The organism is Comamonas sp. wu1-DMT, from assembly GCF_040187805.1.
Classification (GTDB): Bacteria; Pseudomonadota; Gammaproteobacteria; order Burkholderiales; family Burkholderiaceae_C; genus Comamonas; species Comamonas thiooxydans.
The window spans coordinates 45,691-69,407 of record NZ_JBANEM010000015.1 but is presented as its reverse complement, the minus strand read 5'-3'; the positions used below and the strand labels follow the sequence as shown (position 1 = coordinate 69,407).

Here is a 23,717-nt window from a genome sequence, read left to right as displayed (position 1 = left end):
TATAAAGCTGGTCAAGAAAATCGGGGCATGGAGATGACTTGAATTCATTGCTGCGCCTGATGGCCTAACTAATAAGCCTACTAAGCCGGCACTGCCCGTCATTCAACTACCAAGTGCCAAGTATTCAGTACCAAGTACTAAGTGCAATTACGCGTCCGGGCAACTGCGCCGACCTGAAAAGCAAGACTCTGCGTCACGGAGCAGGAATTCGGCAGCAGCGTCTTCCCTGCCCTGCTGCCACGCATGCAGCAAGCATGTGCTGCTTGCCGCATTACCGCCAATCACTACGGGACTATGGGCTGGGGTTGTTCCCCCGCGCGGCCAGCGACCAGGAGAGGCCGAAATCGCTCCTCTCATTGATTGGGCTGAGGTATGGGACTGAGATATTGGAGTGCGAGGGCAATCTGCAGCCCGATTCTCCCCTGCCCTGTTTTCAGAGAGCGATGTTTTAAGAATTTTCCTAGACCTGTAAAAGAGCTCGACTTCTATCATTCCTTGCATGATTTTGACCAACCCTCCCACCGAGAGGTTGAACACCACCGCGCTCGGCTTGCCTATGCTGCTGCTTCATCTGTTGGCTGTAGCGCTGCTGGCCTGCATCCTGTTTGGCACCGCGCTTTATCTGTATTGGGCATTCAGCGGGGAGGTTTCCAACTACCGACGACGCATGAATGCAGCCGCCTACAGCGCGCAGCTTTATTTTGACCAGCGCGAAGCCTTGCTCAAGTCGATCGCCGGATCGTCCGTGCGCAATACCAACCGCATGTCGCCCGAGCGTACCCCGCAAACATTTGGCGAAACACGCCAGATCAGTGTCACGCCGCTGCTGACGGACAAGAACAGCTATGACTGGGCCCTGGTTCTGACTCCGCACGATAGAGCCGACGTCAAGCAGGCCAGCGCCCGCATCATCTATCTGTCGCTGGAGCATTCCACGGCAAAGCGCCTGGGCGCAGATACGGCGGCAAGGCCCTCTCCGGTGTCGCCCGGCACCACGGCGTGGCTTACGGAAGCCCTGGCCGAACGCGCGCCTGCAATCGAGGCTGGCAGTCGTGCGCCCATAGTCTGGCTGCGCCCGCCAACAGATGAAATGGACAGGATCTTTCTGTTCACCCCGCTGGACGCAGCGCATCCTGAACAAACCTGGATCGGGTTGGAGGTCGACGGTGTCGCCTCGGTCATCGCCTCCGAATGCGCAAGCGATGGCGGTAGCTACGCGCTCTATGACACCAACAGCCGCATAACCCTGCACGGCGGCCCGCTGCCCATGATGGGCGATACGGTTGCAACGCAGCTGACCCAGGACTCTTTCGGAGTCCAGGGCGGCACCTGGTTTCCCGAGAATCTCGTGCTGGTCAAATCGGTGGGTGAAGCGCAGTGGAAGCTCGTCTACTACGTCCCGATGCGGGATGTCCTGACCCGTAGTGCCCACTCCTTCTGGATGGCAGGAGGCGTCGCAGCCGTGCTGGCCGCCATCGTCTTGCTGGCCGTGCGCCACATCAAGAGAAAGCTGGTGGCGCCGGCTTTGCGCCAGTACGCGGCTCTTGTCGACAGCCTGGCCCTCAACAACAAGATCATTGAAGTTGCCCCTGTCGGCCTGAGCCTGGTGCGCCGCTCAGATGGCAGGCTGCTTGTATCCAACGACGCAGCCAGGCGCCTGCTCGAGGAGCACGACAGCTGGCGCGAGGATATCCGCCAGGCCACGACCCGGGCAGGCAGCCGCGAGTGCGAGCTTCGCGACGGGCGCAGCGTCATTCTGACCTTCGCCTCCATGCCTTATCAGTCCGAGGACGTGGTCATCTGCGGCATCAGCGACATCACCGTGCAAAAGGAGGTCGAGCGGTCGCTGCGAAGCGCGAAGCTGGCCGCCGACCAGGTGAACGAAGCGAAAACGATGTTCTTCGCCACGCTCAGCCATGAGATCCGTACACCGCTGTACGGCATCGTGGGCACGATGGAGCTGCTGGCGCTGACAGGCTTGAACGTGCAGCAGCAGCAATACCTGAACACGATCCAGCAGTCCTCTGCGACGCTGCTGCGCACCATCAACGACACCCTGGACCTGTCGCGCATAGAGGCCGGCCGGCAAGAGCTATACATCGCCGAGGTCTCGCCTGCGGAGCTGCTGGAGCGCGTCGTCGCGAACTTTGCGGCGCGCGCGCAGGGCAAGGGGCTGCTGATCTACGGGCTTTGCGACGTTGGGGTTCCCTCCTCGGTTCGTGCCGACTCCGCCCGCATACTGCAGGTTCTGAACAATCTGGTCGGCAATGCGGTGAAGTTCACCGAAGCAGGCCGGGTTGCCGTGCGCGTGAGCGCCGAGAATCTTCAGCCCGGGCGCATTCGCCTCAAGTTTCAGGTTGCGGATACGGGCGTCGGCATTCGGGCCGAAGCCCAGGCTCAGCTCTTCGAACCCTACTTCCGTGCCGACGCCAGCGCCAAGGAAGACATTTCCGGATCGGGGCTGGGCCTGGCCATCTGCCGGCGCCTTTCAGACCTGATGGGCGGAAGCCTGTCTGTTGTCAGTGAAAAAGGCCTGGGCACCAGCATTACGTTTGCCGTCACGCTGGATGTTGCCGCGTCAGAACCTGCCCCGCCGGTGGTACTGCGCAAGCGCGCGGTGTATGTCGACGGCGCAGCTCCGGAAGTTGTGGCAAACCTGTGCGAGTGGCTGAACTCATGGGGCGCTGTCGCGCTGCCGTACCGGAGCGATCTGAAGCTTCCGGCCTCGAAAGACGCCGTCTTCGTCCAGGCCTGGCCGCCGGCCCCGCCTGATCTGCCGTGGAAACACAAGAGGGTACGCGTCGTGGCACCCGGGTCCGGCCAGGAGTCCTTGGCCTCGACAAGCTCCAAGCTGAGCATCACCTGCACCACGAATCCGGTCAGCATCGGGCGCGCCGTCCGGATGGCACAGGATGGTATCGAGCGCCCGCTGAGCGCGAAGGTTCACGCCAAGCGGATATCGCTGGGATTGCGTGTGATGGTGGTGGAAGACAACATCATCAGCCAGATCATCCTGCGAGAGCAGCTGGAGCATCTGGGCTGCAAGGTAGTCACTGTCGTCAATGGACATGAGGCGCTGCGCCGCTGGAGCGCTCAGGAGTACGACGTCGTCATTACCGACCTGAATATGCCGCTGATGGGCGGCAACGAGCTGGTCCGCGCCTTGAGAAAGCTGGACTACCAGGGCGCCATTCTGGGCCTGACGGCAAGCACCGCGCCCGATGTCGCGCGCCGGGGTGTCGAGGCCGGCATGAACCAGGTGCTCCTCAAACCCTTGCCACTTCTCACCCTGGCGCAAACCTTGCACACCCTCGTAGAGGATTTGACCTGACCATGCTTTCCAAATACAAAGTTCTTGTCCTGGATGATCACGCCTTTCAATGTATCCGCCTGAAAGACATGCTGGAGGAAGCAGGCTTCGCTCATGTCGACGCGGAGCAAAGCGCCAGTGTTGCCCTGACGCGGATCAAGGAACAGGGCTACAACGTCGTCGTCATGGACGTCAACATGCCCCTGATGGATGGCGCCCAGTTCATCGATCAGCTTGCGCGCCAGGACTTGAATCCCGTCCTGGCCATTGTCACGGCATGCTCGCGCCGCATGGCCAACAGCATCAGCCTGATGGCAAAGGAGCGCGGCTTCGCCGTCATCGGCTCATTCGTGAAGCCTATCGTGCGCGAGCAGATCGACGAGATGGTCAGGAACCTGTTGCGCCGCCCCGCGGCAGAGCGCTCCAGCGCGGCCGCATGCGACGACAGGGTCCTGGACAAGGAGAGCATGGAGATTGCGCTTCGCGACGGCAGTATCCGGGCCTGGTTCCAGCCGAAGAAGTCGCTGCTGTCCGGGAGCATCGTGGGGGCGGAAGCCCTGGTTCGCTGGCAACACCGCGATTTCGGCCTGATGATGCCGGCCTCCTTCCTGAAATCTCTGCATGACTATGGACTGGACCACGCGTTGCTGATGCGCATGGTGGAAGATGGAGTCGATGCCTACAGGACATGGAGACGCCAGGGCTATCGGGTGCCGATATCGATCAACCTGCCGACATCGTTGCTGGATCAGCAGCAGTTGCCGGACGAGCTCCACGCTATAGTCACCAATTGCGGCGTGCCGACAGAGGATGTCACTTTCGAGCTGCTCGAAGACGACATGAGCATGGACGCCGGCCAGTTCTACATGGGTGCCAGCCGCCTGCGACTGCGTGGTTTTGGCCTGTCTCAGGATGATTTCGGCAAAGGGTACAGCTCCATGTACAACCTGATCTCCATCCCGTTCACCGAATTGAAGATTGACCGGGCCTTTGTCTATGGCGCCGCCAGCGACGAAGTGCTGGCCGCGGCACTTGCTTCATCGGTTCAGCTGGGCAAACAGCTGGGCCTGCTGGTGACTGCCGAGGGTGTCGAAACCATGGAGGATCTGCAATTCGTGCGGCAGCTTGGCTGCGACTGCGCCCAGGGATACCTGATCTCAGCCGCCATCGACGCGCCCGCATTCGGCGAGCTGCTGATTGACGAGCCCAAGCTGCATTTCCCTGACTCTGCGCCACATTGAAACAAGAGCGCGTCAAGCGTGCACCACCTATGACACGACAGAAGCATCAAAAAATGGTGATGCCCGCCTCCAGCCGCTTGAGAGCACTTTTTTTTCGGCGTTTTTCCGGTTGCTCTTGTGCTGGCTGGTGCCGTGTATTGGCTCGGCCAGCATATCCTGCAGAATGAAAAGGACCAGCTTCAGGCGGACTTTTCATTCCTGATGGGCAACATCAACGCCCAGGAGCAGATGTTGCGCGCGCTGCGCATGCAAAGTCAGCAGGCCGAACGGGCGAGCCTGGCTTCACGCACTTCGGTCAGCTCGGCTGCAGGCACCGAGTCGCCCTCCTGGCGATTCTTCGATGGGCAACGCGCAGCGGCGTCCATGCCGTTCACCCTGCTCTGCCAGCGGGCAGAATTCTGCCCGGTGACGAGCGGCGTCTACTCAGGGGCAGGCTCGTATCTTTCCGACTTCTATTCCACGTATTGGGCAAATCTGGCGTTCCCAGCCGCGCCCGTCTTCGTCGTATCGCCCGCCAGGCAGTTCAGCCTGAGCGTGCCGGCAGTTGCCGCAGATTCAAGCCATACGCCCCTGACGCGCCGAGTGTTGCTGAGCGTGGTTCAGGCGATCCAGCAACACGCATCCAGCGAGAGTCCGCAAGGAGTCAGGCTAGATTCACCGATCGAGTGGCGACGGGACGCCGATCTCCCCGGCGCGATGATTGGGGTTCTTCCGGTATCCCTGCCTTTGGACGCAGACGATGCGCAGTCCGGCACATCAGGCAATGTCTATGCGGCGACGCTGTTCACGCGAGACCGAATCAGTGCATCGGAGCGCCCCTCTTTCCAGCCTGCCTACGATGATTTCTGGTTGATGCGGCGCGACAGCGGCGTGCTGATAGGCGAGGGACGGCTTCCGGCTGCCGACGATATCGGCTTCAAGGCTTCGTCCGAAGGCTTGATTCTTCGGCTTGCCGACAAAAATGGCGATTGGACTGCGGTCTACTTGCTCGGCTACAGCAGCTTCATCAAGAACCATGCTTGGCTGCCGGTGGGCGCCTTGACCGCATTGCTGCTGGTTCTGGCGGGCGGATTGGGGTTTAGGCGATGGTATCGGCTGCATGTCACCGATCCTGCGCAGGCCGCAGCCCAGAGCGAGCAGGAAATGGATGCATTCAATCTCACCTTGCTTGGCACTGTCCCGGTCGCGCTCTGCGTCCTGTATCGCTCGACCGGCAAGGTCGCCTTCAGCAATGAGCTCGCGGCGCAATGGCTGGGCATAGGGGCCGACGCTGAATTGCACAACGCCCCGGGAGCCAATGGCCTGCTGCGGCAGATCATGGGCACCACGAAGCCGGGGAGCATCGAAAGCATTCAGGGCCTGGACGGCCGCCCCTTGCATGTGAGATTCGTGCCGACACGCTACAAGAGCCAGGATGTGGTGCTCTGCGTGTTCGCGGACGTCAGCGCACGAGCCGAGATGGAGCGCACCCAGGAACAGGCCAAGGTGCAGGCACAACGGGCCGTAGAGGCGAAATCGACCTTCCTGGCGTCAATGAGCCATGAGATCCGCACGCCCTTGTATGGGTTGCTGGGCACGCTGGAGATTCTTGCCATGACGCCACTCAGTGATGAACAGCGCCGACATATCGATCACATCCAGAATTCATCGGGCATTCTGCAGCAGCTGATCAGCGACATCCTGGATGTCACCAAGATCGAGTCGGGGCAGCTTGCACTCGAGGCAGCAGCCTTTGATCCCGGCGAGCTGGTACAAAGTGCGGTCGCGTCCTGCGCGCCAGCCGGCGAGCAAAAAGGCCTGGTCATCTATGGCTGCGTGGACACCTCCGTGCCGGCATGCGTCTACGGGGATGCAGGGCGCATACGCCAGATTCTCACCAGCCTGCTTGGCAACGCCATCAAGTTCACGAACGCCGGACATGTCATCACCCGGCTGCGCGCCGAATCCTTGCAGGACGAGAAGGTTCGGCTGTGCCTGCAGGTGGTGGACAGCGGACCGGGCATCGGCCCCGAAGAACGAAAACGACTGTTCGAGCCTTTCTATCGGATCAACGGCGGCTCGCATACGGTTGGCGGCATGGGCATCGGCCTTGCCCTTTCCGCCAGATTGGCCAGGCTCATGGGCAGTGAGCTCCATGTCACCAGCGAACCCGGCTTGGGCAGCAGTTTTTCCGTGGATCTCGTTCTTGAAAAGGGCAGCCCGCCTGCGAGCTCTGCTCCCCAGCTGCGAGATATCACGACCTATGTACGCAGCCCGCGCAAGGAGCTCAGCGAGAACCTGTGCCTGTGGCTGACACGCTGGGGGGCTCAGGCAAGCGCCCTCTCCCCGCATGCTTATCCCGAGAGCGAGTCGCCTGGCGTGCTCGTGGACGTCGTGCTTGATGATCGAGTCGATCTTGAGGAATGGACGGGCCCGCGGATCGTGGCCAGGGGATACGAAGACTTTGGCAGGCTCCCGCCGCAGGCAAACCGATACTCCGTGCGCAGCGTCGGATTCGCCATTCAATATCTGGTGAGCGGGGAGCTGGAGATTTCGCCGGAGCCCGCTCATCCGCCCTATCATCAGCTGAATCTGCATATTCTTGTTGCCGAGGACAATCCGATCAATCAGATCACGCTGCGCGACCAGCTTGAACAGCTTGGCTGCCAGGTAACCATTGCCCCCGACGGGGCAGACGCCCTCGCGCTATGGAGCATTAACAACTTCGATCTCCTGCTTACCGACCTGAACATGCCGCGCATGAATGGCTATGAGCTGGCAAGCACCCTGCGCGAGCGTGGCGTGTCCACGCCCATCATTGGAGTGACGGCGAATGCCATGAAGGAAGAAGAGACCCGATGCCGGGCTGCCGGTATGAACAGCTGGCTAGTGAAGCCTATCGATCTGCGATCGCTGTGGCTGCACTTGCGCGCGCATGCGAAAGCCAGCGCTGATGCAGCGCCGCCAGGCGGCTCGGACGATCCCGCCGGCAATCCCAGGCTCGACACTTCGGCGAACGCCGCCGCTATTCCCAGAAAGTACCGCGAGGTCTTCATCCAGACCATGAGCCAGGACCTGAACACCCTCGAGGAGTCCGCCAGTGGGGACAATGCCCCGGCCATGCTCGCCGTGTTGCACAGGATCCGGGGAGGTCTTTCTGCTGTCGCGCTCAAGGATCTCCTTGCGCAAGCCGAATCCCTGGAAAATCAGATCAGGTCCAACGGACAAACTCCTGCGTCACGGGAAATGCTGACCCTGCTTGTCAAGGACATGCACGAAACCCTGGACATCGTCAGAAGCAGCATTTCCGCCTAGAAGGTACGCGGCGCCCCGCAGGCCAGCGCCAGCAGTCGACTCGCCTGAAACGACTGCGCTCTGCGCTGAGCCACACCACCCCGATCCCTGACGTGACTACGCCACCGCCTGCAATTGTGCGCGACCCGGCTCCGTGAATCGATGGGCAACGGCAGCCCGGATGTGCAGCTCGCTGAGCTGCCGGAATGGCTTACGTACAGGACTGGCCATGGACAGCCATCCACTCCTATCAGGCTTCAGCACAAATCAGTTGCACAATACAACCATATAGTTGTATATTGCAACCAATATTGATTGCTTGACACCACAGATGACCAACACCCTGTCTGAAATTGACTCGATCCGAGCCGACTCCCGCGCCCTGGTAAGAGAGCTCGGATTCATGCAGCCGACACTGGCCGCAACGGATTACTCGGCATCGGCTGTGCATGCATTGCTTGAAATCGACGCCCATGAAGGCATGACCTCGGTTCAGCTCGTGCAGCTTTTGGGGCTGGAGAAGTCAAGCGTCAGCCGAATGCTTGCGAAGCTGGTTGCAGCAGGAGAGATCAAGGAAGTGGCTGCTATCGATGATGGCCGTTTCAAGCTACTGCAGTTGACGGCCCAGGGGCGCAGCACGGTCAGGCAGATTCATTCCTATGGCCAGATGCAGGTACAAGCTGCGTTTCAGCACCTCAATCGCTCCCAGCAACAGGCGGTTGCGCAGGGCTTGTCTGCATATGCAGGAGCACTTAAGGCCCACCGCTTGAATATGGCAGAAAAGCAGCAAAGCCCAATCACCGTCAGCGCAGGATATCGCCCCGGACTGGTTGGGCGTATTGCCGAAATGCATGCAGCGTTCTACTCGAAGCACTCCAATTTCGGGCAGTTCTTCGAGAGCCAGGTCGCGACTGGCGCGGCAGAGTTCGCCGGACGGCTGAACGAGCCGTGCAATAGGGTATGGACCGCCCTGCTCAATGACCGAATTGTTGGCTCGCTCGCGATTGACGGCCAGGACTTGGGTGACAACAGAGCCCATCTGCGATGGTTCATCTTGGACGATGGTTGTCGCGGTAGCGGTGTCGGCAGGCAGTTGATGACAGAGGCGATGACATTCTGCGATATACGTGGGTTCCGTGAAGTCCATCTGTGGACATTCAAAGGCTTGGACGCCGCCCGCAAGCTGTATGAGTCTTTTGGCTTCAAGCTGCAGAAGGAGGAGCCAGGAGCGCAGTGGGGAAGCACGGTGACCGAGCAGCAACTCGTTCGCTTGACTTGAAAATTCATTGCCTGTTTCAAGGACAGCTTCTGGCCGGCTGCAGCTGTCTTGAGTTTGCCGGGTCGTGCCAGCCGCCCCAAGGGCAAGGCGTGTAACGTTCGACGATGCTGAACGCCGATTGGCTGTTCAGCATCGCCATTGTCCATGGCGTCATCTTCCAGTGAACGCTTCTGAGATGTGCGAAGGGCCACAAATGGTCCATCTATGACTGTCGCCATACGTCCCAAGGTGGTTCGGCAAGGTGCTATTTCCTTGCTTCGGTCAACATACGTACGGCCAAGCCGGCGAGAACCGTTCCCATCAGCCATCGCTGGACCAGGATCCACGTCGGACGGGCGGAAAGAAATACTGCTATCGAGCCTGCAAGCATGGCAATCGTGGCATTCACACTGACGCTGATCACAATCTGGGTGAAGCCCAGAACCAGGGATTGCGAGAGCACGCTGCCATGTTCAGGGCTGATGAATAGAGGCAGCAGTGACAAATACATCACGGCGATCTTCGGGTTGAGAAGATTGGTCAGGAACCCCATCAGGAACAGCTTCTTTGGGCCGTCCTGCGGAAGGTTCTTGACTTCAAACGGAGAGCGGCCACCCGGCTTGACGGCTTGCCATGCCAGATAGATCAGGTACAGAGCCCCGCCAATGCGCAACGCATCGTAGGCATACGGTACCGCCATGACGATCGCCGTAATGCCCAGTGCCGCACACATCATGTAGAACACGAAGCCGAGAGCAACTCCCCCCAGGGAGATAAGACCGGCGGTACGTCCCTGGCATATCGATCGGGAAATCAAATAAACCATGTTCGGTCCTGGAGTGAGGACCATTCCAAGGGAAACAAGGCCGAAGGCAAGCCAATTCTCAAAGCCAGGCATGATGGTTTCTCAAGTGCTGTTGCATTTGAATATATCAGTCGAGGACTGCTCCTGGCCGAAAGCAGCAGCGCTCGACCCGAATCAGGCAGCCGCAGAGTGAGAGGCTCTCTCCAGCCGCATGCGCCCTATATTCATCAACAACATGCCGAAGATGGCCGTAGCGCCGCCACCCAGCAGCGAGTTGGTGATGGGCTCTCCGAGCCAGACGCTGGACAGCAGCATGCCAAACAGCGGCACCAGTGACATATACGCGGCTGCGGCGCCAGCACCCAGCTCCTGGACGCCCTTCAAGTACCAGGCGTAAGCCAATGCCGTAGCGCCCAGGGCCAGCGCCACAACGCTGTACCAGGCGACGGCAGGGGCTTTTGCCAGGCCAGTCCAGGCGGACGAGCCCTCCAGAGCAATGCTGGCCATAAGAAGCAGTGCAGCGCCAATGAGTGCGGTTGCCGTCGTCGTGGTCAGCGCATCCACGCGGGTCAGAACGATGCGTCCTATCAGGGTATAGGCAACCCAGCATGCGGCGCAGCCAAGCAGCAGCCATTCTCCCACGCCGGACGAGGAAGACACCAGCTCCCCCAAAGCGCCGCCGCTCAGCGCATACAGGGCGCCCGTCACGGCCAGCCCCAAGCCCAGGCACATGACGGCGTTCACGCGTTCACGAAACAGCAGCGCTGCGAACAGCATGGTCAGTACCGGGTTGAGCGCCACCACCATGGCCGCCTTGCCCGCGGGCACGGTCTTGAGTGCCTGCAAGAAGAACACGGAGTAGCCCAGCACGCCTACGGCAGAAGCGCAGGCCAGGCCCCCCCCATTGGCGAGGCCCCAGAACACGCAATGCACCCATGCGCCCGCTACGGTATAGCCACAGCACCAGCAGGAGACCAGCCAGAAAGAAGCGCAGGCTGGCCGCTGCCAGCGGAGGCATGGTTTGCGCGACGATGCGTCCCCAGGGCCAGGAGGCGCCCCACAGGGCAGCCATGCCAATCAATCCCAAATGGGTGGAAGTTCGTAATGTGTTCATGAGACGTTACTATCTGATAATCAGCATTCATCGTCGAATGAGTAAAAGCTCATGACATTCACACAACTCGAAGTCTTTGCAGCGCTCGCCCGGGTCGGCAGCTTCTCTCGCGCAGCGGGTGTGCTGGGTATTTCCCAGAGCGGCGTCAGCCATGCCATCAAGCAGTTGGAGACAGAGCTGGGTGTCTCACTTTTCAAGCGCGAAGGGGCTGCGGCAACACTGACCGAAGTGGGCGCCAGGCTACTGAGCCGCGCCAATGACATTCTTCAGCAAAAAGAGGCATTGCAGCAGGAAGCCGATGCGGAGCATGGCATTGCCCGAGGCACCTTGCGCATTGCATCTTTTGGCGCCACCTCGTCGCTGCGTCTGCTGCCGAAGCTCCTGGCACGCTTTCAGCAGAAGCACCCCCTGGTCGAGGTGCACATCGAGGAAGCCATGGACGACACAGTCGTTCAGTGGCTGCTGGAGCGGCGTGTGGAACTGGGCTTTGTCGTCTTGCCCGACGAGCGCTTCGACACCCTGACCCTGGCTGAAGACGAGCTGGTGGCGGTGCTGCCTGCTGCGCACCCCCTTGCGTCCCAATCGGCCATTGCTGCCATGAGCTTTCATGGACAGCCCTTTATCCGTACCAGCGCAGGCTCGGGCCCCCATATCGATGCTTTTTTGGCCAGCCAGGGCGCCTCACCCAGAACTCTGTTCAAGTTTGAGCAGCTCACCTCGATGATGGGCTTTGTCGCGCAAGGCGAGGCAGTCACCATTGCCGCACGTCTGGCTCTGCCCGAGCCCCCGGCAGGTGTTGTCTACCGCCCGTTAAAGCCCCGTTGTCGCCGGAAAATCGCGTTGGCCGCGCTGAGCTTTGACAAGCTCTCGCCCGCTGCTTTGGCATTTGTCGAGCTGGCCCGGAAAAGCAGGGCCAGCCTGACGGTTGAGTACTGAGCGACCTCGTCATCCGAAGCAAGTGGTCTCCCGAATGCCTGAGGCCAAAGGTCGTCTGCAAAGGCCACGCAAGGCAGATTGCCATCTTCGATAAGGCAACCAGTCATGGCCGTGCAATGAGTGCAAGGTTCATTGCATGACTGGATATCGGCTAACCAGTCTTCGCCGTCATGGCAGGCTCAAGTCCATGCCGAGCATTCTGGCAAGGCCGAAGGTGAACAGCAGAACAAACAGCAGCCCCAGCATGAAGGCGGCAGCCACCTTGCCACCCGTGCGCAGCAGCGCGCGCCTGTCCATCCCCTTCTTTCCTTGGTCGTAATGCCACTTGATGGCGAAGAACATGCACGCGCCGAAGATGAGAACCTTGAACGTAACAAAGATTACAGGGACCCAATCGATCATTTTGAAAATTTCCAGCTATGACTTGACACTGTCTACCGTGAGGAACACCGCCTCCCGAAGGAGAGAGGCGAAAACGTCGGCGATTGCCATACAAGAATGGGATCGCCACACGCTCTGAGGCATATTACTTAAAAGCAATTTCCATACATTGAGACAAAATGTCTGCGTATGAAAACCATACAAGATGACAGTTTGCCAGTTTGGCTGCCGCGATTGGCCGTGCATGGCGGGCCACGCTTCTTGCAGATTGCGGATGCCTTGCAAGCGGCAATGGCAGACGGTTCGCTGAAGCCGGGTGATCGTCTGCCTCCGCAGCGCCAGCTGGCAGCACAGCTGAACCTCGACCTGACGACGGTCACGCGCGCATACGACGAAGCCAGACGCCGCCATCTGCTGGAGGGCCGCGGCGCGCGAGGTACTTATGTCGCGGCACCGAGAATTGAACTGACCTCGGTCCTCGACCTGAGCATGAACACTCCTCCCCCACCCGCTGGCGTGGACTTCGACGACCTGCTGAAACAAGGCCTTTCTCAGGTAATGATGGGGGCAGACACCGCATTGCTGATGACTTACCACCTGGGCGGAGGAAGCGACTCCGACCGTAAGGCAGGAGCCAGATGGCTGGAGCCGATGTTTGGATCCCTGGATTCAGCGCAGGTTGTTGTCTGTCCGGGCGCGCAAGCCGCAATTGCCGCATTGATCCTGGCGCTGACGAAGCCTGGCGATGTGATATTGACAGAGCCAGCAAGTTATCCGGGCCTGCGTACTGCTGCGACCCAGTTCGGCCGGCGCATCGTTGCGGTGGAAGCGGACCAGCATGGGATGGTGCCCGAGATGCTGGAGCAGGCCTGCCATCAGCACCAGCCTGGGCTGCTCTACCTCAACCCTACATTGCAGAACCCGACCGCCATCACCATTCCGGAGCGCCGGCGCAAGGAGCTCGCCAACATCGCCAAGCGCTGCAATGTACGCATTGTCGAAGATGACCCCTACTGGCTGCTTGCCGATGCACCGCCGCCACCTATTGCCACGTTTGCCCAGGAACAGGTGTCCTACATCTCGACCCTGTCGAAGTGCCTGACGCCCGGCTTGCGTGTCGCCTTCGTGCTCATACGTGACCCGCATGAACGCGAACGCTTCCTGGTCGCGCTCAGGTCATTTGCGCTGATGGTCGCTCCTCTGACGGCCGCACTGGCCACACAGTGGATTCTCGACGGTTCGGCTGCTGCTTTGATGGAAGGCGTACGCAAGGAGGCGCGTCTGCGCCACTGGATGGCCAGGGATATTCTTGCGGGGAGGTACAGCGGCACTGGAGACGGCCTGCATGTATGGCTCGAGTTGCCAGGGTATTGGAACTCCTCACAGCTTGCGCGTGCGGCCGACAACGAGGGCATCGCCGTCACGCCGGCGGAGGCATTCGCAACCAGCGCCACCGGCAGCGGCTCCGTCAATGCCATTCGCATCTCGCTGGGCAGCATCAAGGACCGTGGACGCTTGCAGACGGGCCTTCAAAGGCTGTCGCATCTGCTTGCACGAAGGCCAGAGCCGTTCAGCGCTGCGGTGGTTTAAGTACCCGGGAAAGACGGCGCACCATTCAGGAGCACCCTCAATGCGTTCGCATCCAGGCCGGCTCAACCCTCGACTGCGCCGGCTTTTTTCGCAAAGGGCTCATACGGCCGCGACATATGGTCGTTCTAGGTTGAGCGGATGGACTGCAGCTTTCCGTTTGTAACAAGCACTCTGGCAATCCGGTGCTGCCGACATTGCCCTATTACACCATCATCACAAGGCCGGCCAGCCTTGATCAGACTGGGAAGGAGAGCCATGCACGACAGGCGCTGCATGTGATGAGTTCGCGATTCTGCACATTTGCTTTGCAAGTGCACGCCGCCGACTTCGCCCGACCCGCGTTGACGGAAATCCCTCATTGCCACAGGTTTCTTGCCGCCGCATTGTTGTGCCCTCCGCAAACTACCCAAGAGGTGCCCCATGGCTGAACCATCGACTTCCACCAAGCAACCGCAACCCGATCCGGCCGAACTCAATGCGTTCTTCCCCTCCCCCTACTCGCTCAGTCAGTTCACGTCGCCCAAGTCCGACCTGAGCGGGGCCGACTACGCGAAAACCTATCAAGGCAGCAAGAAGATCCTGATGATCGGCGCAGACGAGCGCTACCTGCTGACCGATAACGGCAGCTTTTTCTCCACCGGCAACCACCCGGTCGAGACGCTTCTGCCCATGTACCACCTGGACAAGGCGGGCTTCGCATTCGATGTGGCAACGGTGTCGGGAAATCCCGTCAAGTTCGAGTTCTGGGCAATGCCTTCCGAAGACGAGACGGTCAAGGGCTTCTTCAACAAGTACCACTCGCAATTCAAGGAGCCGCTGCGCCTGTCGACGGTGCTTGAGCAGGGGCTGGAGCAGTACGCCGCCATCTTCGTTCCCGGCGGGCATGGCGCGCTGATCGGCATCCCCGACAGCCGTGACGTAGGTGCGGTACTGGAATGGGCTGCGGCCAACAACCGGTTCGTCATCTCCCTGTGCCACGGACCTGCTGCCTTCCTAGCGGTTGGCGACAGCGACATCTACCGAGGCTACAAGATCTGCGCCTTCCCCGACGCACTTGATGCGCAGACCCCGGCCATCGGCTACATGCCGGGTCACCTGACCTGGAAGTTCGGCGAAAGGCTCAAGACCCTGGGTTTCGAGATCGTCAACGACGGCATCTCGGGTGCCGTGCACCGGGACCGCCAGCTGATCACCGGCGACAGCCCTCTGGCTGGCAATGCGCTTGGCAAGCTCGCGGCCGAAACCTTGCTCAAGGAAGTCACGGCCTGAGATGAGCACTGCAATCGCGCAGGCGGCATTGCACGGAGCCCTCGCCATCGAGGGCGCCCGCAGCCTTGCCGCAATCCAGGATACGGTGCGTGCTGTCGGCGCGCCGCTGGGGTACGACCGTTTTGTGCTGTTTTCGGCTTCCAGCGCTCGGGACAATGCGGTGGAGCGCATCTACTGGATCGAAGGCGACTGGTTCGGCACGGGCGCGCCTGTCGATGCTGAAACCTACGTGCGGCACTGCCCGGTGACGCGCCATATCCTGGAGACGAACCAGCCCTTCTTCTGGACCAAGACGAACGGCGCTCAGGGCGAGCGTTACAGCGTCGTCCGCGCGCCGCAGGGCCCGGGTATCCACGGTCTGCAAGTGCCTGTATTCGGCCTCCTGGGGCTGGAAGGCGCGATGAGCCTGGGCGGCGAGCGCATCGATGCCTCGCCGCAGGCCCGGCTGGCGCTGGAGCTGATCGCCCAAACCGCATTCCGCACGGCGCGCAGGCTGCTGGAGTTGCCCGCGCAAGAAGAGCTCGGCCCCCTATCCGATCGCGAACGTGAGGTGCTCGCATGGACTGCCGCCGGCCGGCGGCAGACGGAGATTGCCGCAACCCTCGGCCTGTCCGAACGCACTGTGGAAAACCACCTGCGCCGCATCCGCAAGCGCCTGGGCGTTGCCACGACGGCGCAGGCCATTCGCGTGGCGATCCGCAACGGAGAGATCGTCGCCTGACTATCCATGTCGGCTCACATCTCAAGTATCCCTTTGGAGCATGTAAACGGGGGGCAGGAACCGGCCGCAGGAGCTCTTCAAGACATGGCTCTGCCGGCTTCTGCTCCCGGTTCAGGTCTATGCTGAAGTGGGTAGCGCTTTAATGGAGCGCAGAACATTGCGTGTGATGCTTTGCCGTTTGGCAAGGTCGGCAAGTCTGTTGGGCGTGTCCATGTTCAAGGCGAAGAAGACGGGGCCGCTGGGCCACTCTACCCAGCCCACCCACCAGCCGATTTTTCCGGTCCAGCCCGTTTTTGCACGCAGTATCCAGTCAGGCCCTGCTTCATTGACCATCACGTCCTTCACAAGCCGCTGGTGCTCGACCTGGAAAGGCAGTTGATTGCGGTAAAGCCGTTGCAAGAAAGCAATCTGCTCGAAGGATGAGATGGCGAGGTCGCCCTCAACCCAGAATGGCTTGTCGCCAGTGGCGACCGCATTGCCATACCCAATCTTTCGCATATAGGCGCTCTCGCGTGCATCGCCGAGTTCCTTGGCAAAGCGCTCATACACCCAGACGGTGGAGTTCCTCATCGCGGAGCGCAGATTCTGGTCCACGTTCCAGGCCTGCACAGGTCGTTTCACACCATCCCATTGAATAAGCTGAAATTCGTCACGCAGCAGCCCTGCATCAAGCGCAAACAGGCTGTGCGGAATCTTGAAGGTAGAGGCTGGCGAGTAACGCCGAGCGGAACGCGACACGTTGTAGACGTGGGTAGTTTCAGAGCTATCGCGTGCATCGAGAACAACGATGCTGCCTTGCGCATCGGCTTCTGTGAAAAACCGAGACCACTCGGCCATTTCTTGAGGCTGGGGGCCTGCCGCCGTCACTTGAGCAAACCCTGCGGCCAGGGCGGATAAGACCAGACTACGTCGATTCATGCGGCTAGTTTAAGAGTCAAACGAACCCGTCCTGAGTTGACAGGGACAGGAGCGGTGACACCTTGCCGCGATGGGCAGCGTCTCTTGCGGGCCGGACGGCGACAGCCGCAATCGCTTGAATCCACAGCCAGAGGCTGTCTTTCGAGCAACCAGGTCGGGCATAGCGAGCACTCCAGGGGTACGGACAGCCGCATGAGTTGTCAATCGGCGCTCGCGGGCCCTTTAAGTTCAAGCTGATTGCCGTCCGGGTCTTTGCAGTAGATGGACAGGCCCATGCCGTCAGCACCAAAGCGCCGCACCGCCCCATCCGCCTCAAGACCATGGCCAGCCAAATGGGCGAGGATGGCTTGCTCATCAAAAGGCTCGATACGCAGGCAGAAATGATCGACATTTCTGCGCTCGCTTGAAGCCGCAGGTCCGCCCGCACGGCCTAAGGGGCCCTCAACATCCACCAGGTCAATCATGGATGCACCAGCTCGCAGGTGAACCATACCCAAATCCTCACGACGCTTCACCAAGGTACAGCCCAGGACCGTTTGGTAGAAGCGGATGCTGCGCTCCAGGTCAGTGACGCGCAACACGATGTGATCAATGTGCTGAATACTGAATTTGCTCATGGCGATCTCCTGCTCCAGGCATGCACACTCCTAATCGTATGCACTTGGTGTGACGGAACCCCAGACGTTCGACGAGCGTCAGGGACATTCTTCTTGATCGGAAGGCCTGTGGTTGCTTGATCTTGTCAAACGCAGTTACGGCATGAGGCCGTCAATGTCCAACCAAAGGCTCGCATTGAGTATTTCGGCGTGAGGCGCTGATGTCCATTTCCTTTCGAGAAGTGTTCAGCGCACTGGCGCCGCGCCAGTGGGGCCGTCACTATTTTTGTGCTCAAGCCAAGCCCACGCTGGAGGTGGCGGGGATCGCAGCGGCGGCAGGCCTGGCTGCTCCCGCTCCCTGGATCAGGAACACCCCGCCAAGAATCAGGAGCACACCCAGCACACGCATGACGTTGATGGGCTTGGGCTCCAGCCCCATGACACCGAAGTGATCGATCAATACCGCCACGACCATCTGTCCTGCGACCACGGCAACCAGAAATCCGCCAGCACCCAGTTTGGGTATCAGGGCTGCAGCACTGGCGACGTAAACAGCCCCCAGGACACCGCCGATCCACAACCACCAGGGTCCTTGAAACGCATTGCTGAAATTCGGCATGGGGGCTTTGACCAGAATCAGCATGGGCACCATCACGGCCAGGCTGATCACCAGCGATGTGGCAGCCCCCCAGAAAGGGTGACCAAGAGCACGGCCTACGTTGGCATTTGCAGCGGCCTGAAAAGGCAGGATGGCCCCCGCCAGCAAGGCCATGCCCAGTGAGGCGACCGTCATCAATGCCATCTTGCTGTTCATATCTGCCACTCCTTCAAACGTCTAAGCAATGTCTGAATGGTCTCGCATACGGATTAATTATGGAAATCGTTTATACGCACGTGTACTATTCTTCGCATGGATGATCTGCGCCGTATCGACCTCAATCTGCTGCTGGCACTTCACGCGTTGCTGACCGAGAAGCACGTGACCAGGGCTGCCATGCGCCTGCACAAGAGCCAACCGGCAGTGAGTCATTCGCTAGCTCAGCTGCGCGAGCATTTCAATGACCCATTGCTGGTGCGCAAGCAGGGAAAGCTGGAGCTGACGGCCCGAGGCAATGCGCTGCTGCAACCACTCTCGGAGGCTTTGGGCAGCCTCAATACTCTGCTGGGAACACCTCAGTTCGATCCACTGCAGGCACAACGACGATTCAGGCTGTCACTGTCCGACTATGCGGCTCGTCTGGTACTTCCGGACTTGATGCGATATGTCCGCAAACATGCGCCCGGCTTTGACTTCGCCATCAGTCAGGCCAGCCGGGATGCCATGCTGGTACAGCTAGCCGATGGTGAACTGGATCTGGCTCTGGGGATCTTTCCCGATCTTGCACAAGACATCCAGGTCGAAACACTGTTTGAAGAGGATTTCATCTGTCTCGCAGACAAGGCCGTCAGTCCGGAAAAAGGAGGACTGTCGCTAGAGGAATGGCTGACGCGCCCTCATGTCATGCTGGCATTGAGGCCGGATGCGAACGACGAGATCGAGCGCGCACTCGCCGCCAAGGGACTCAAAAGGAGGATTGCGGTGGCCTTGCCACACTGGAGCGCTGCGGTTGAATTGCTGCCAGGTACCGATCTGGTTCTGACGATTGCCCGTCGTGCTGTCGGACCGCTACGCTCATTCAAGAATCTGCGGCAGTTTGCGCCTCCACGCCAATTGCAACTACCGAAAATGGCATACCAACAGGCCTGGCATGCGCGAAAGCACAATGATCCTGCGCTGGCCTGGCTCAGGCTTGCTGTGATGAACAGCTGCAAACCGAATGCTGGCCAGCAGTGAGTTGCCACAAGTCGCGACTTTTGCGGTAATTTTTCTTCAGTCTCCAGGACTCTGCCGATGACTGCGCATGTAACGATGAACGCCAAACAATTTGTTGAAAACTGGGTCAAGCTCAGGTCAGAACTTCTTTTGTCTTTCATGAATGCTCATGAGGAGTCGGAGGTCGCAACGCGGATCGCAGCCCTAGAGCTCACGCCCAAGCAGCACGAGCAACTTCGAGCGATTCTGGATTCGGTACTGAGAGACACCATGTATACCTTGCTGCTGGGACTTGATGGCGCCGCGAGCATTGGAGGTGAGCAACAAACGTATACGCTTCATGACGAGAGCGGCAATCTCATCTCTGATTGCGGTGAGCTGGAAGCAGCTGCATGGGAAGCCTTTCACGGGCAGGATCAGGCACCTGAGGGCGATTGACAAACCATGCCCAGCAGCTGGTCTGCGTCGTTTGCAGTCCTGAATTCATTAGGGAAGTAGGCGTAACTACGCGCTCTTGGTGCTTGCATCTCTTCAATGCGCTCGACTATGCTGGTTACATTGAGTCACGCAGCGCTAGGAGGGAACTTTGCCAAGCATTGAAGTTTTTGAAAAGCTCACTGGTCGCAAATTTTCGGATGCAGAGCTCTTGCATACAAAGGTGCTCGCCTTCCCCGAAGAGGGAAAAAAGAGAGTTGTCTATGGACTGCTGGCCGAGGCTATCGACATTGACTACTCTCAAAAGTCACTTTCTGAGCTTGGCGAGCAAATAAGGCTGGCCCTGTCCCACATTGAGCGCCTTGCACCCAAAGCCTTCGTTGGTCAGAACATTCGTCTGTACGAGGGCGGCAACCACCTGGACATCATCAATGATGGGGTTGGGAGCATGGGCTGGTTGATTGTGGAAGACCACCTGACTTGATTGGACCTCAACGCCCCGGAATTCAGAAGCGCAGCAATCCCTTGTCCGGCTTCTGATGCCTGTTGGCTGTCTGCGCAAACATCGCCGTGCTATCCGCTGCGCCGGTCTGGAGGTCGTTGCTTGCGAAAGAAGCTTTTAACTTAGCGCATCCAACTGATCTGAACTGGCTGAATCAGAAAGGCTCCTCCGGGAGCCTCCTTGCTTAGACAGAAGAGCTGTTTAATCCACAGCGACCATTACCGACGACGCTTTAATGACGGCATATGCGTTGTCGCCCTCTTTCAACCCCAGGGACTGGGCCGACGTCGAGGTGATAGAGGACGTGACTCTCACACCAGGGGCAACTTCCAGTGTCAATTCCGTGCTGACTGGGCCCGTGACAATCGAGATAACCTTGCCTTGCAAGACATTGCGAGCACTGATTTTCATAGTATCTGTATCTGAAGAAATGACGACGGACAAGAGCATATATTCAGCGACTTGATGGCTGTAGAATCTCTGCCATATAGAGGTCCTATCAGCCGCTGTATGACTGCAATGGGCCGAGCAACGACGGCCGCAATCGCTTGTCGGCTGCGGACATTCGCCAGCATGGTGTGAATAAAGGAATGTGGTCGGTCAAACAGCTTGTCGATCTCGTGCAAAGTATCGCCAGCTTTCCAGCAATCACACATCAGGACCTTCTGAAATTCCGTGTAGTAAATCCGCGATCTTTGCACTCCTTGCACCAGAGGCCGTCATTGTGTTGAATTGACCAGTTGAACCACAACCTAAAGTCGACATTGGAACAGGCGACAGAATCCAGTCATCAGTCGTCTCAACGTTACGTCTGGGTTCCGAGCGAAGCTCGCCCGAAACGGGTTTATGCCACAGCATCTATATTTTCCGTATCTACTTTCTAAGTTCTTGCAGTCTTGAAATAGTGCTACTCTGAATCAAGTTCCAGCTACGAAGAAATTCCTTTTTATAGTTAAGAGTGATTCTTGATTGGAATTGTTCTATCTCAAAGAAATGCGTGCATATAGCTTGGTCACCGCGAGAATTTCCACAACGGATAAGTGCACTAACCTTACCATCTTTATCATTTTTAACGTAAATATCAAAATCTCGCATCAGCGATTTTTTTACCACAGAAGAATCAATAGTCAATGAGAAGTGCCGCAGTTCATAGATGGAATCAACCTCCCTATAAGAATAATTAGGATCTCTATTAATTTCCTGAAAGCTTCTCTTAAGAAAATGGCCATCTCCATAATATTCACCAGCTGTTAACGTAACTCTAATTACAGAATTTAGTGACTCTGAATTTTTCAATAAAGTAAAATTAGGATGGCTTATCCCAAAGCCGAGACTACGAAAATTCGAGCCCCAACTCCTAACCCTCTCTCCTTTTTTTCCATAGCCCCAACCAGGATCACCGTTATACTCAACATTCCTTACATAATTATGGGGAAACTCAAATTTCACATTATTTAAGCTACCAATAAAATTCTTTGAATTTTCATTTTTATCTAACGCAAAAGTCAGCCCATGTGACGTCAATATTAGAAATATAGTGGCAGCAGTACATATAAGTATATTATTCATAAGTAAATATTTATGATGCAACTCATCAAGCAGAAGACCTAAACATCATTTCAAAATGATGAGCGCATTGATGATGATTTCCAATATGCAACCATATATTAATATTGGTCTCATATAACGATCTTGAAATCGTCTAGGCGCGGCCAATACTGCAAAGAATGCGGCGATCAATGCAAACATGCTAATCAAAATAGCGCCAAGAAAATCCTGAAGTGTTGCAAACGAGCGCAGAGCGTTAATCATCAAAGCAGCGGAGACTGCACTTACTACTAGGAAAATGATTCGCATCCACCATTGATGTTCTTTCGCGACGATTCGATCGTCATCAGCCATGGCAGATCGCGCTCGTTCTACAGGTGCAGGAGGAATTCTGGGCATGACTCGCGGTCTTCACATCTCGGAGCTGTGTGAACTCTGGTGCTCCCACAAAAGGCCTACTACTCCCGATAGAAACACGACCAGCACAGCTGGCCATAACGGAGGCTCACTTGGCAATGCGAATAGGTAGATCAACGCGACGCTACAAAATCCGCCGATTACGCTGACATACATGCGCCCATGGCTCCAATCGTTGAGGAAAACGAAGGCAGCAGCGAGCATCGTTTGCAAGAATTTCCACATTTGGTCATGCTAACAGCGAAGGCCTCTTCTTGGCCAACTCCAAAGACTCTGCTCGATTCACCGCTGCCGCTCAAGGCCATACCCTTTGCCTGTCTCTCAGCACCAAGTAGCCCACTAAAGCCAAGCATGAGCCTACTAGCAAGTAAATCGCTCCCGCAGCCAAGGCCCCAAATGCCGGGGTAAAAAGCTCGGCAAGCAAGAGTGAGATTCCACATATTGCCTTGCAGCTGGCTCCTTCGACATGGATCGCACTGCGAATCAAAATGGCGCTTCCATTCGCAATACCGAACACACCAAGAATCAAGATAAACCAACCAAAGACCATAGCCTCACGACGCATTTCTGACCTTCAAAGAGTGTGCTGGATGACCTATCGCGTCCAAGTGTAACTGCTCAGCCTGATTGAAAGAATTCTGACCGACAACTGTGGCAGCGCACGATCCCAAAGGGGCACTGGCCAGTTAAAGTAGAGCCCACTTATTGAGAGCTCTGCCCAATTTCGTAGGGATTGAGGCAATAATTACGCTACCGCTATAACAACTGAGGCTTCGGATGTCGCCATTCTGGCTCTTTGCGCTCGCCGTGTTTTTTGGCTACTTGGCCTACGACGCATTTCAGTTTCACCGTTCGGCGAATCATCGGGTTTGGGCAGCTCCTCCAGCGTCAGGCAGAGCTGTTGGCGCCGACCCTTTGTCGGTACGAGAACAAGGGACTTCGCGCTCTCATAAGTACACCGGGACTGAAGGCATTCCAGGATTGCACTGGGTGTTCCTGGCGATGGCTTTGGCATGTGCCGCAGCGGGCGTATATTTTTTGATATTCAATTAAGTCCATTGCATTTCTTGACCGAAAATTTAAATTGGTCGATTTAAATATGCGTACAGTGCGTAGGTCGCCATTAACAAAAACAACAGCATCAATGCCTCCAATGCAATTATCCCCACCCAAAATCGTACAGGCTCATCTGCTCTGTAGGTGGTAGACGTCCGCGTCCGTATAACGCCGTTCCTAATCGAAAAAATCGGATAAATGATTGCAATGGCCAAAAAACATATCCAGCCAAGCGCAGCGACACAAGTCGCAAGGGTTCCTCGGCCAAGGAAACCAACGAAGACAGGTGAAAGCAGTCCAAACGTAAGACACGCTGCGAGTGGAGTAAAGTTTTTTTTGAACGTCAGTGCGCATACACCTCACCAGATTTGGACGAAAAATCAAACGCGCTTGTCACCCGAATCGAAAGACTCTAGCAATGGCAATGATAGCGAACGAACATGCAAAAGCTGCACTGTTTATCCAAACAACGATCATGGCGATGAATTCAACTCGCAACCCCGCCCATATTGCCGCTGACACCACGTTGCGTTA

The 23,717-nt window shown here is 57.8% G+C and carries 20 protein-coding genes and 1 pseudogene; 11 read left to right on the top strand and 10 right to left on the bottom strand.

Annotated features, from left to right (window positions below; all coding sequences use genetic code 11):
* The first annotated feature begins 499 nt into the window (after positions 1-499).
* The 4 genes from V8Z78_RS19885 to V8Z78_RS19870 all read left to right on the top strand — a co-directional run bounded on the left by V8Z78_RS19885 (position 500) and on the right by V8Z78_RS19870 (position 9,103).
* A complete protein-coding gene (locus tag V8Z78_RS19885; RefSeq protein ID WP_046462339.1) occupies positions 500-3,331 on the top strand; it encodes an ATP-binding protein in 2,832 nt (943 codons plus the stop codon).
* A 2-nt stretch (positions 3,332-3,333) separates the two neighbouring features.
* Complete coding sequence (locus V8Z78_RS19880) at positions 3,334-4,551, top strand: EAL domain-containing response regulator (RefSeq protein ID WP_179626249.1); 1,218 nt, start codon at positions 3,334-3,336, stop codon at positions 4,549-4,551.
* Positions 4,552-4,668: 117 nt separating this feature from the next.
* Complete coding sequence (locus V8Z78_RS19875) at positions 4,669-7,845, top strand: hybrid sensor histidine kinase/response regulator (protein ID WP_349731952.1); 3,177 nt, start codon at positions 4,669-4,671, stop codon at positions 7,843-7,845.
* A gap of 310 nt (positions 7,846-8,155) precedes the next feature.
* Positions 8,156-9,103, top strand: coding sequence for a bifunctional helix-turn-helix transcriptional regulator/GNAT family N-acetyltransferase (locus V8Z78_RS19870; RefSeq protein ID WP_314353664.1), 948 nt, complete (start codon positions 8,156-8,158; stop codon positions 9,101-9,103).
* A gap of 244 nt (positions 9,104-9,347) precedes the next feature.
* Here V8Z78_RS19870 and V8Z78_RS19865 read toward each other — a convergent pair whose 3' ends face one another.
* The 3 genes and pseudogenes from V8Z78_RS19865 to V8Z78_RS19855 form a co-directional block, all read right to left on the bottom strand.
* Entirely contained in the window at positions 9,348-9,980 is a 633-nt protein-coding gene (locus V8Z78_RS19865) for a LysE family translocator (protein WP_314353662.1), read from the bottom strand.
* A gap of 81 nt (positions 9,981-10,061) precedes the next feature.
* Positions 10,062-10,811, bottom strand: a complete 750-nt coding sequence (locus V8Z78_RS19860; RefSeq protein ID WP_349731951.1) for a DMT family transporter — start codon at positions 10,809-10,811, stop codon at positions 10,062-10,064.
* 64 nt (positions 10,812-10,875) lie between these two features.
* Positions 10,876-10,959, bottom strand: a pseudogene (locus tag V8Z78_RS19855) (hypothetical protein); the annotation flags it as partial.
* A gap of 93 nt (positions 10,960-11,052) precedes the next feature.
* Between V8Z78_RS19855 and V8Z78_RS19850 the strand changes: the two are divergent.
* Complete coding sequence (locus V8Z78_RS19850; RefSeq protein ID WP_314353658.1) at positions 11,053-11,937, top strand: LysR family transcriptional regulator; 885 nt, start codon at positions 11,053-11,055, stop codon at positions 11,935-11,937.
* A gap of 168 nt (positions 11,938-12,105) precedes the next feature.
* Here V8Z78_RS19850 and V8Z78_RS19845 read toward each other — a convergent pair whose 3' ends face one another.
* Positions 12,106-12,339, bottom strand: a complete 234-nt coding sequence (locus V8Z78_RS19845) for a hypothetical protein (protein ID WP_003062279.1) — start codon at positions 12,337-12,339, stop codon at positions 12,106-12,108.
* Positions 12,340-12,507: 168 nt separating this feature from the next.
* Between V8Z78_RS19845 and V8Z78_RS19840 the strand changes: the two genes are divergently transcribed.
* The 3 genes from V8Z78_RS19840 to V8Z78_RS19830 all read left to right on the top strand — a co-directional run bounded on the left by V8Z78_RS19840 (position 12,508) and on the right by V8Z78_RS19830 (position 15,898).
* Positions 12,508-13,908 (top strand): aminotransferase-like domain-containing protein, encoded by a 1,401-nt coding sequence (locus V8Z78_RS19840; RefSeq protein WP_314353655.1) that lies wholly within the window; start codon positions 12,508-12,510, stop codon positions 13,906-13,908.
* A gap of 420 nt (positions 13,909-14,328) precedes the next feature.
* Positions 14,329-15,177, top strand: coding sequence for a glyoxalase III HchA (gene hchA, locus V8Z78_RS19835; RefSeq protein ID WP_046462344.1), 849 nt, complete (start codon positions 14,329-14,331; stop codon positions 15,175-15,177).
* 1 nt (position 15,178) lies between these two features.
* Positions 15,179-15,898, top strand: coding sequence for a PA1136 family autoinducer-binding transcriptional regulator (locus V8Z78_RS19830; RefSeq protein ID WP_314353652.1), 720 nt, complete (start codon positions 15,179-15,181; stop codon positions 15,896-15,898).
* Positions 15,899-16,015: 117 nt separating this feature from the next.
* On the opposite strand, the gene blaOXA is transcribed toward V8Z78_RS19830, so the two are convergent.
* The 3 genes from blaOXA to V8Z78_RS19815 all read right to left on the bottom strand — a co-directional run bounded on the left by blaOXA (position 16,016) and on the right by V8Z78_RS19815 (position 18,226).
* Positions 16,016-16,816, bottom strand: a complete 801-nt coding sequence (gene blaOXA, locus V8Z78_RS19825) for a class D beta-lactamase (protein ID WP_279088412.1) — start codon at positions 16,814-16,816, stop codon at positions 16,016-16,018.
* 200 nt (positions 16,817-17,016) lie between these two features.
* Entirely contained in the window at positions 17,017-17,433 is a 417-nt protein-coding gene (locus V8Z78_RS19820) for a VOC family protein (protein WP_003062290.1), read from the bottom strand.
* Positions 17,434-17,704: 271 nt separating this feature from the next.
* Entirely contained in the window at positions 17,705-18,226 is a 522-nt protein-coding gene (locus V8Z78_RS19815; protein WP_349731950.1) for a DMT family transporter, read from the bottom strand.
* A gap of 96 nt (positions 18,227-18,322) precedes the next feature.
* On the opposite strand from V8Z78_RS19815, the gene V8Z78_RS19810 reads away from it, so the two are divergent.
* The 3 genes from V8Z78_RS19810 (at position 18,323) to V8Z78_RS19800 (ending at position 20,144) form a co-directional block, all read left to right on the top strand.
* Positions 18,323-19,246, top strand: coding sequence for a LysR family transcriptional regulator (locus V8Z78_RS19810; RefSeq protein ID WP_034354058.1), 924 nt, complete (start codon positions 18,323-18,325; stop codon positions 19,244-19,246).
* A gap of 75 nt (positions 19,247-19,321) precedes the next feature.
* On the top strand, positions 19,322-19,663 hold the full coding sequence (locus tag V8Z78_RS19805; RefSeq protein ID WP_224648269.1) for a hypothetical protein: 342 nt from the start codon (positions 19,322-19,324) through the stop codon (positions 19,661-19,663).
* Positions 19,664-19,811: 148 nt separating this feature from the next.
* Positions 19,812-20,144, top strand: a complete 333-nt coding sequence (locus V8Z78_RS19800) for a hypothetical protein (protein WP_057092418.1) — start codon at positions 19,812-19,814, stop codon at positions 20,142-20,144.
* A gap of 219 nt (positions 20,145-20,363) precedes the next feature.
* Here the strand turns inward: V8Z78_RS19800 and V8Z78_RS19795 are convergent, their stop codons facing one another.
* The 3 genes from V8Z78_RS19795 to V8Z78_RS19785 all read right to left on the bottom strand — a co-directional run bounded on the left by V8Z78_RS19795 (position 20,364) and on the right by V8Z78_RS19785 (position 22,064).
* The gene (locus tag V8Z78_RS19795; RefSeq protein ID WP_003062306.1) at positions 20,364-20,573 is read right to left on the bottom strand and encodes a TOBE domain-containing protein; all 210 of its coding nucleotides are present in this window, start codon (positions 20,571-20,573) and stop codon (positions 20,364-20,366) included.
* Positions 20,574-21,035: 462 nt separating this feature from the next.
* On the bottom strand, positions 21,036-21,731 hold the full coding sequence (locus V8Z78_RS19790; RefSeq protein WP_349731949.1) for a hypothetical protein: 696 nt from the start codon (positions 21,729-21,731) through the stop codon (positions 21,036-21,038).
* Between the two features lie 45 nt (positions 21,732-21,776).
* On the bottom strand, positions 21,777-22,064 hold the full coding sequence (locus V8Z78_RS19785; protein ID WP_314353642.1) for a hypothetical protein: 288 nt from the start codon (positions 22,062-22,064) through the stop codon (positions 21,777-21,779).
* Positions 22,065-23,717: the final 1,653 nt, after the last annotated feature.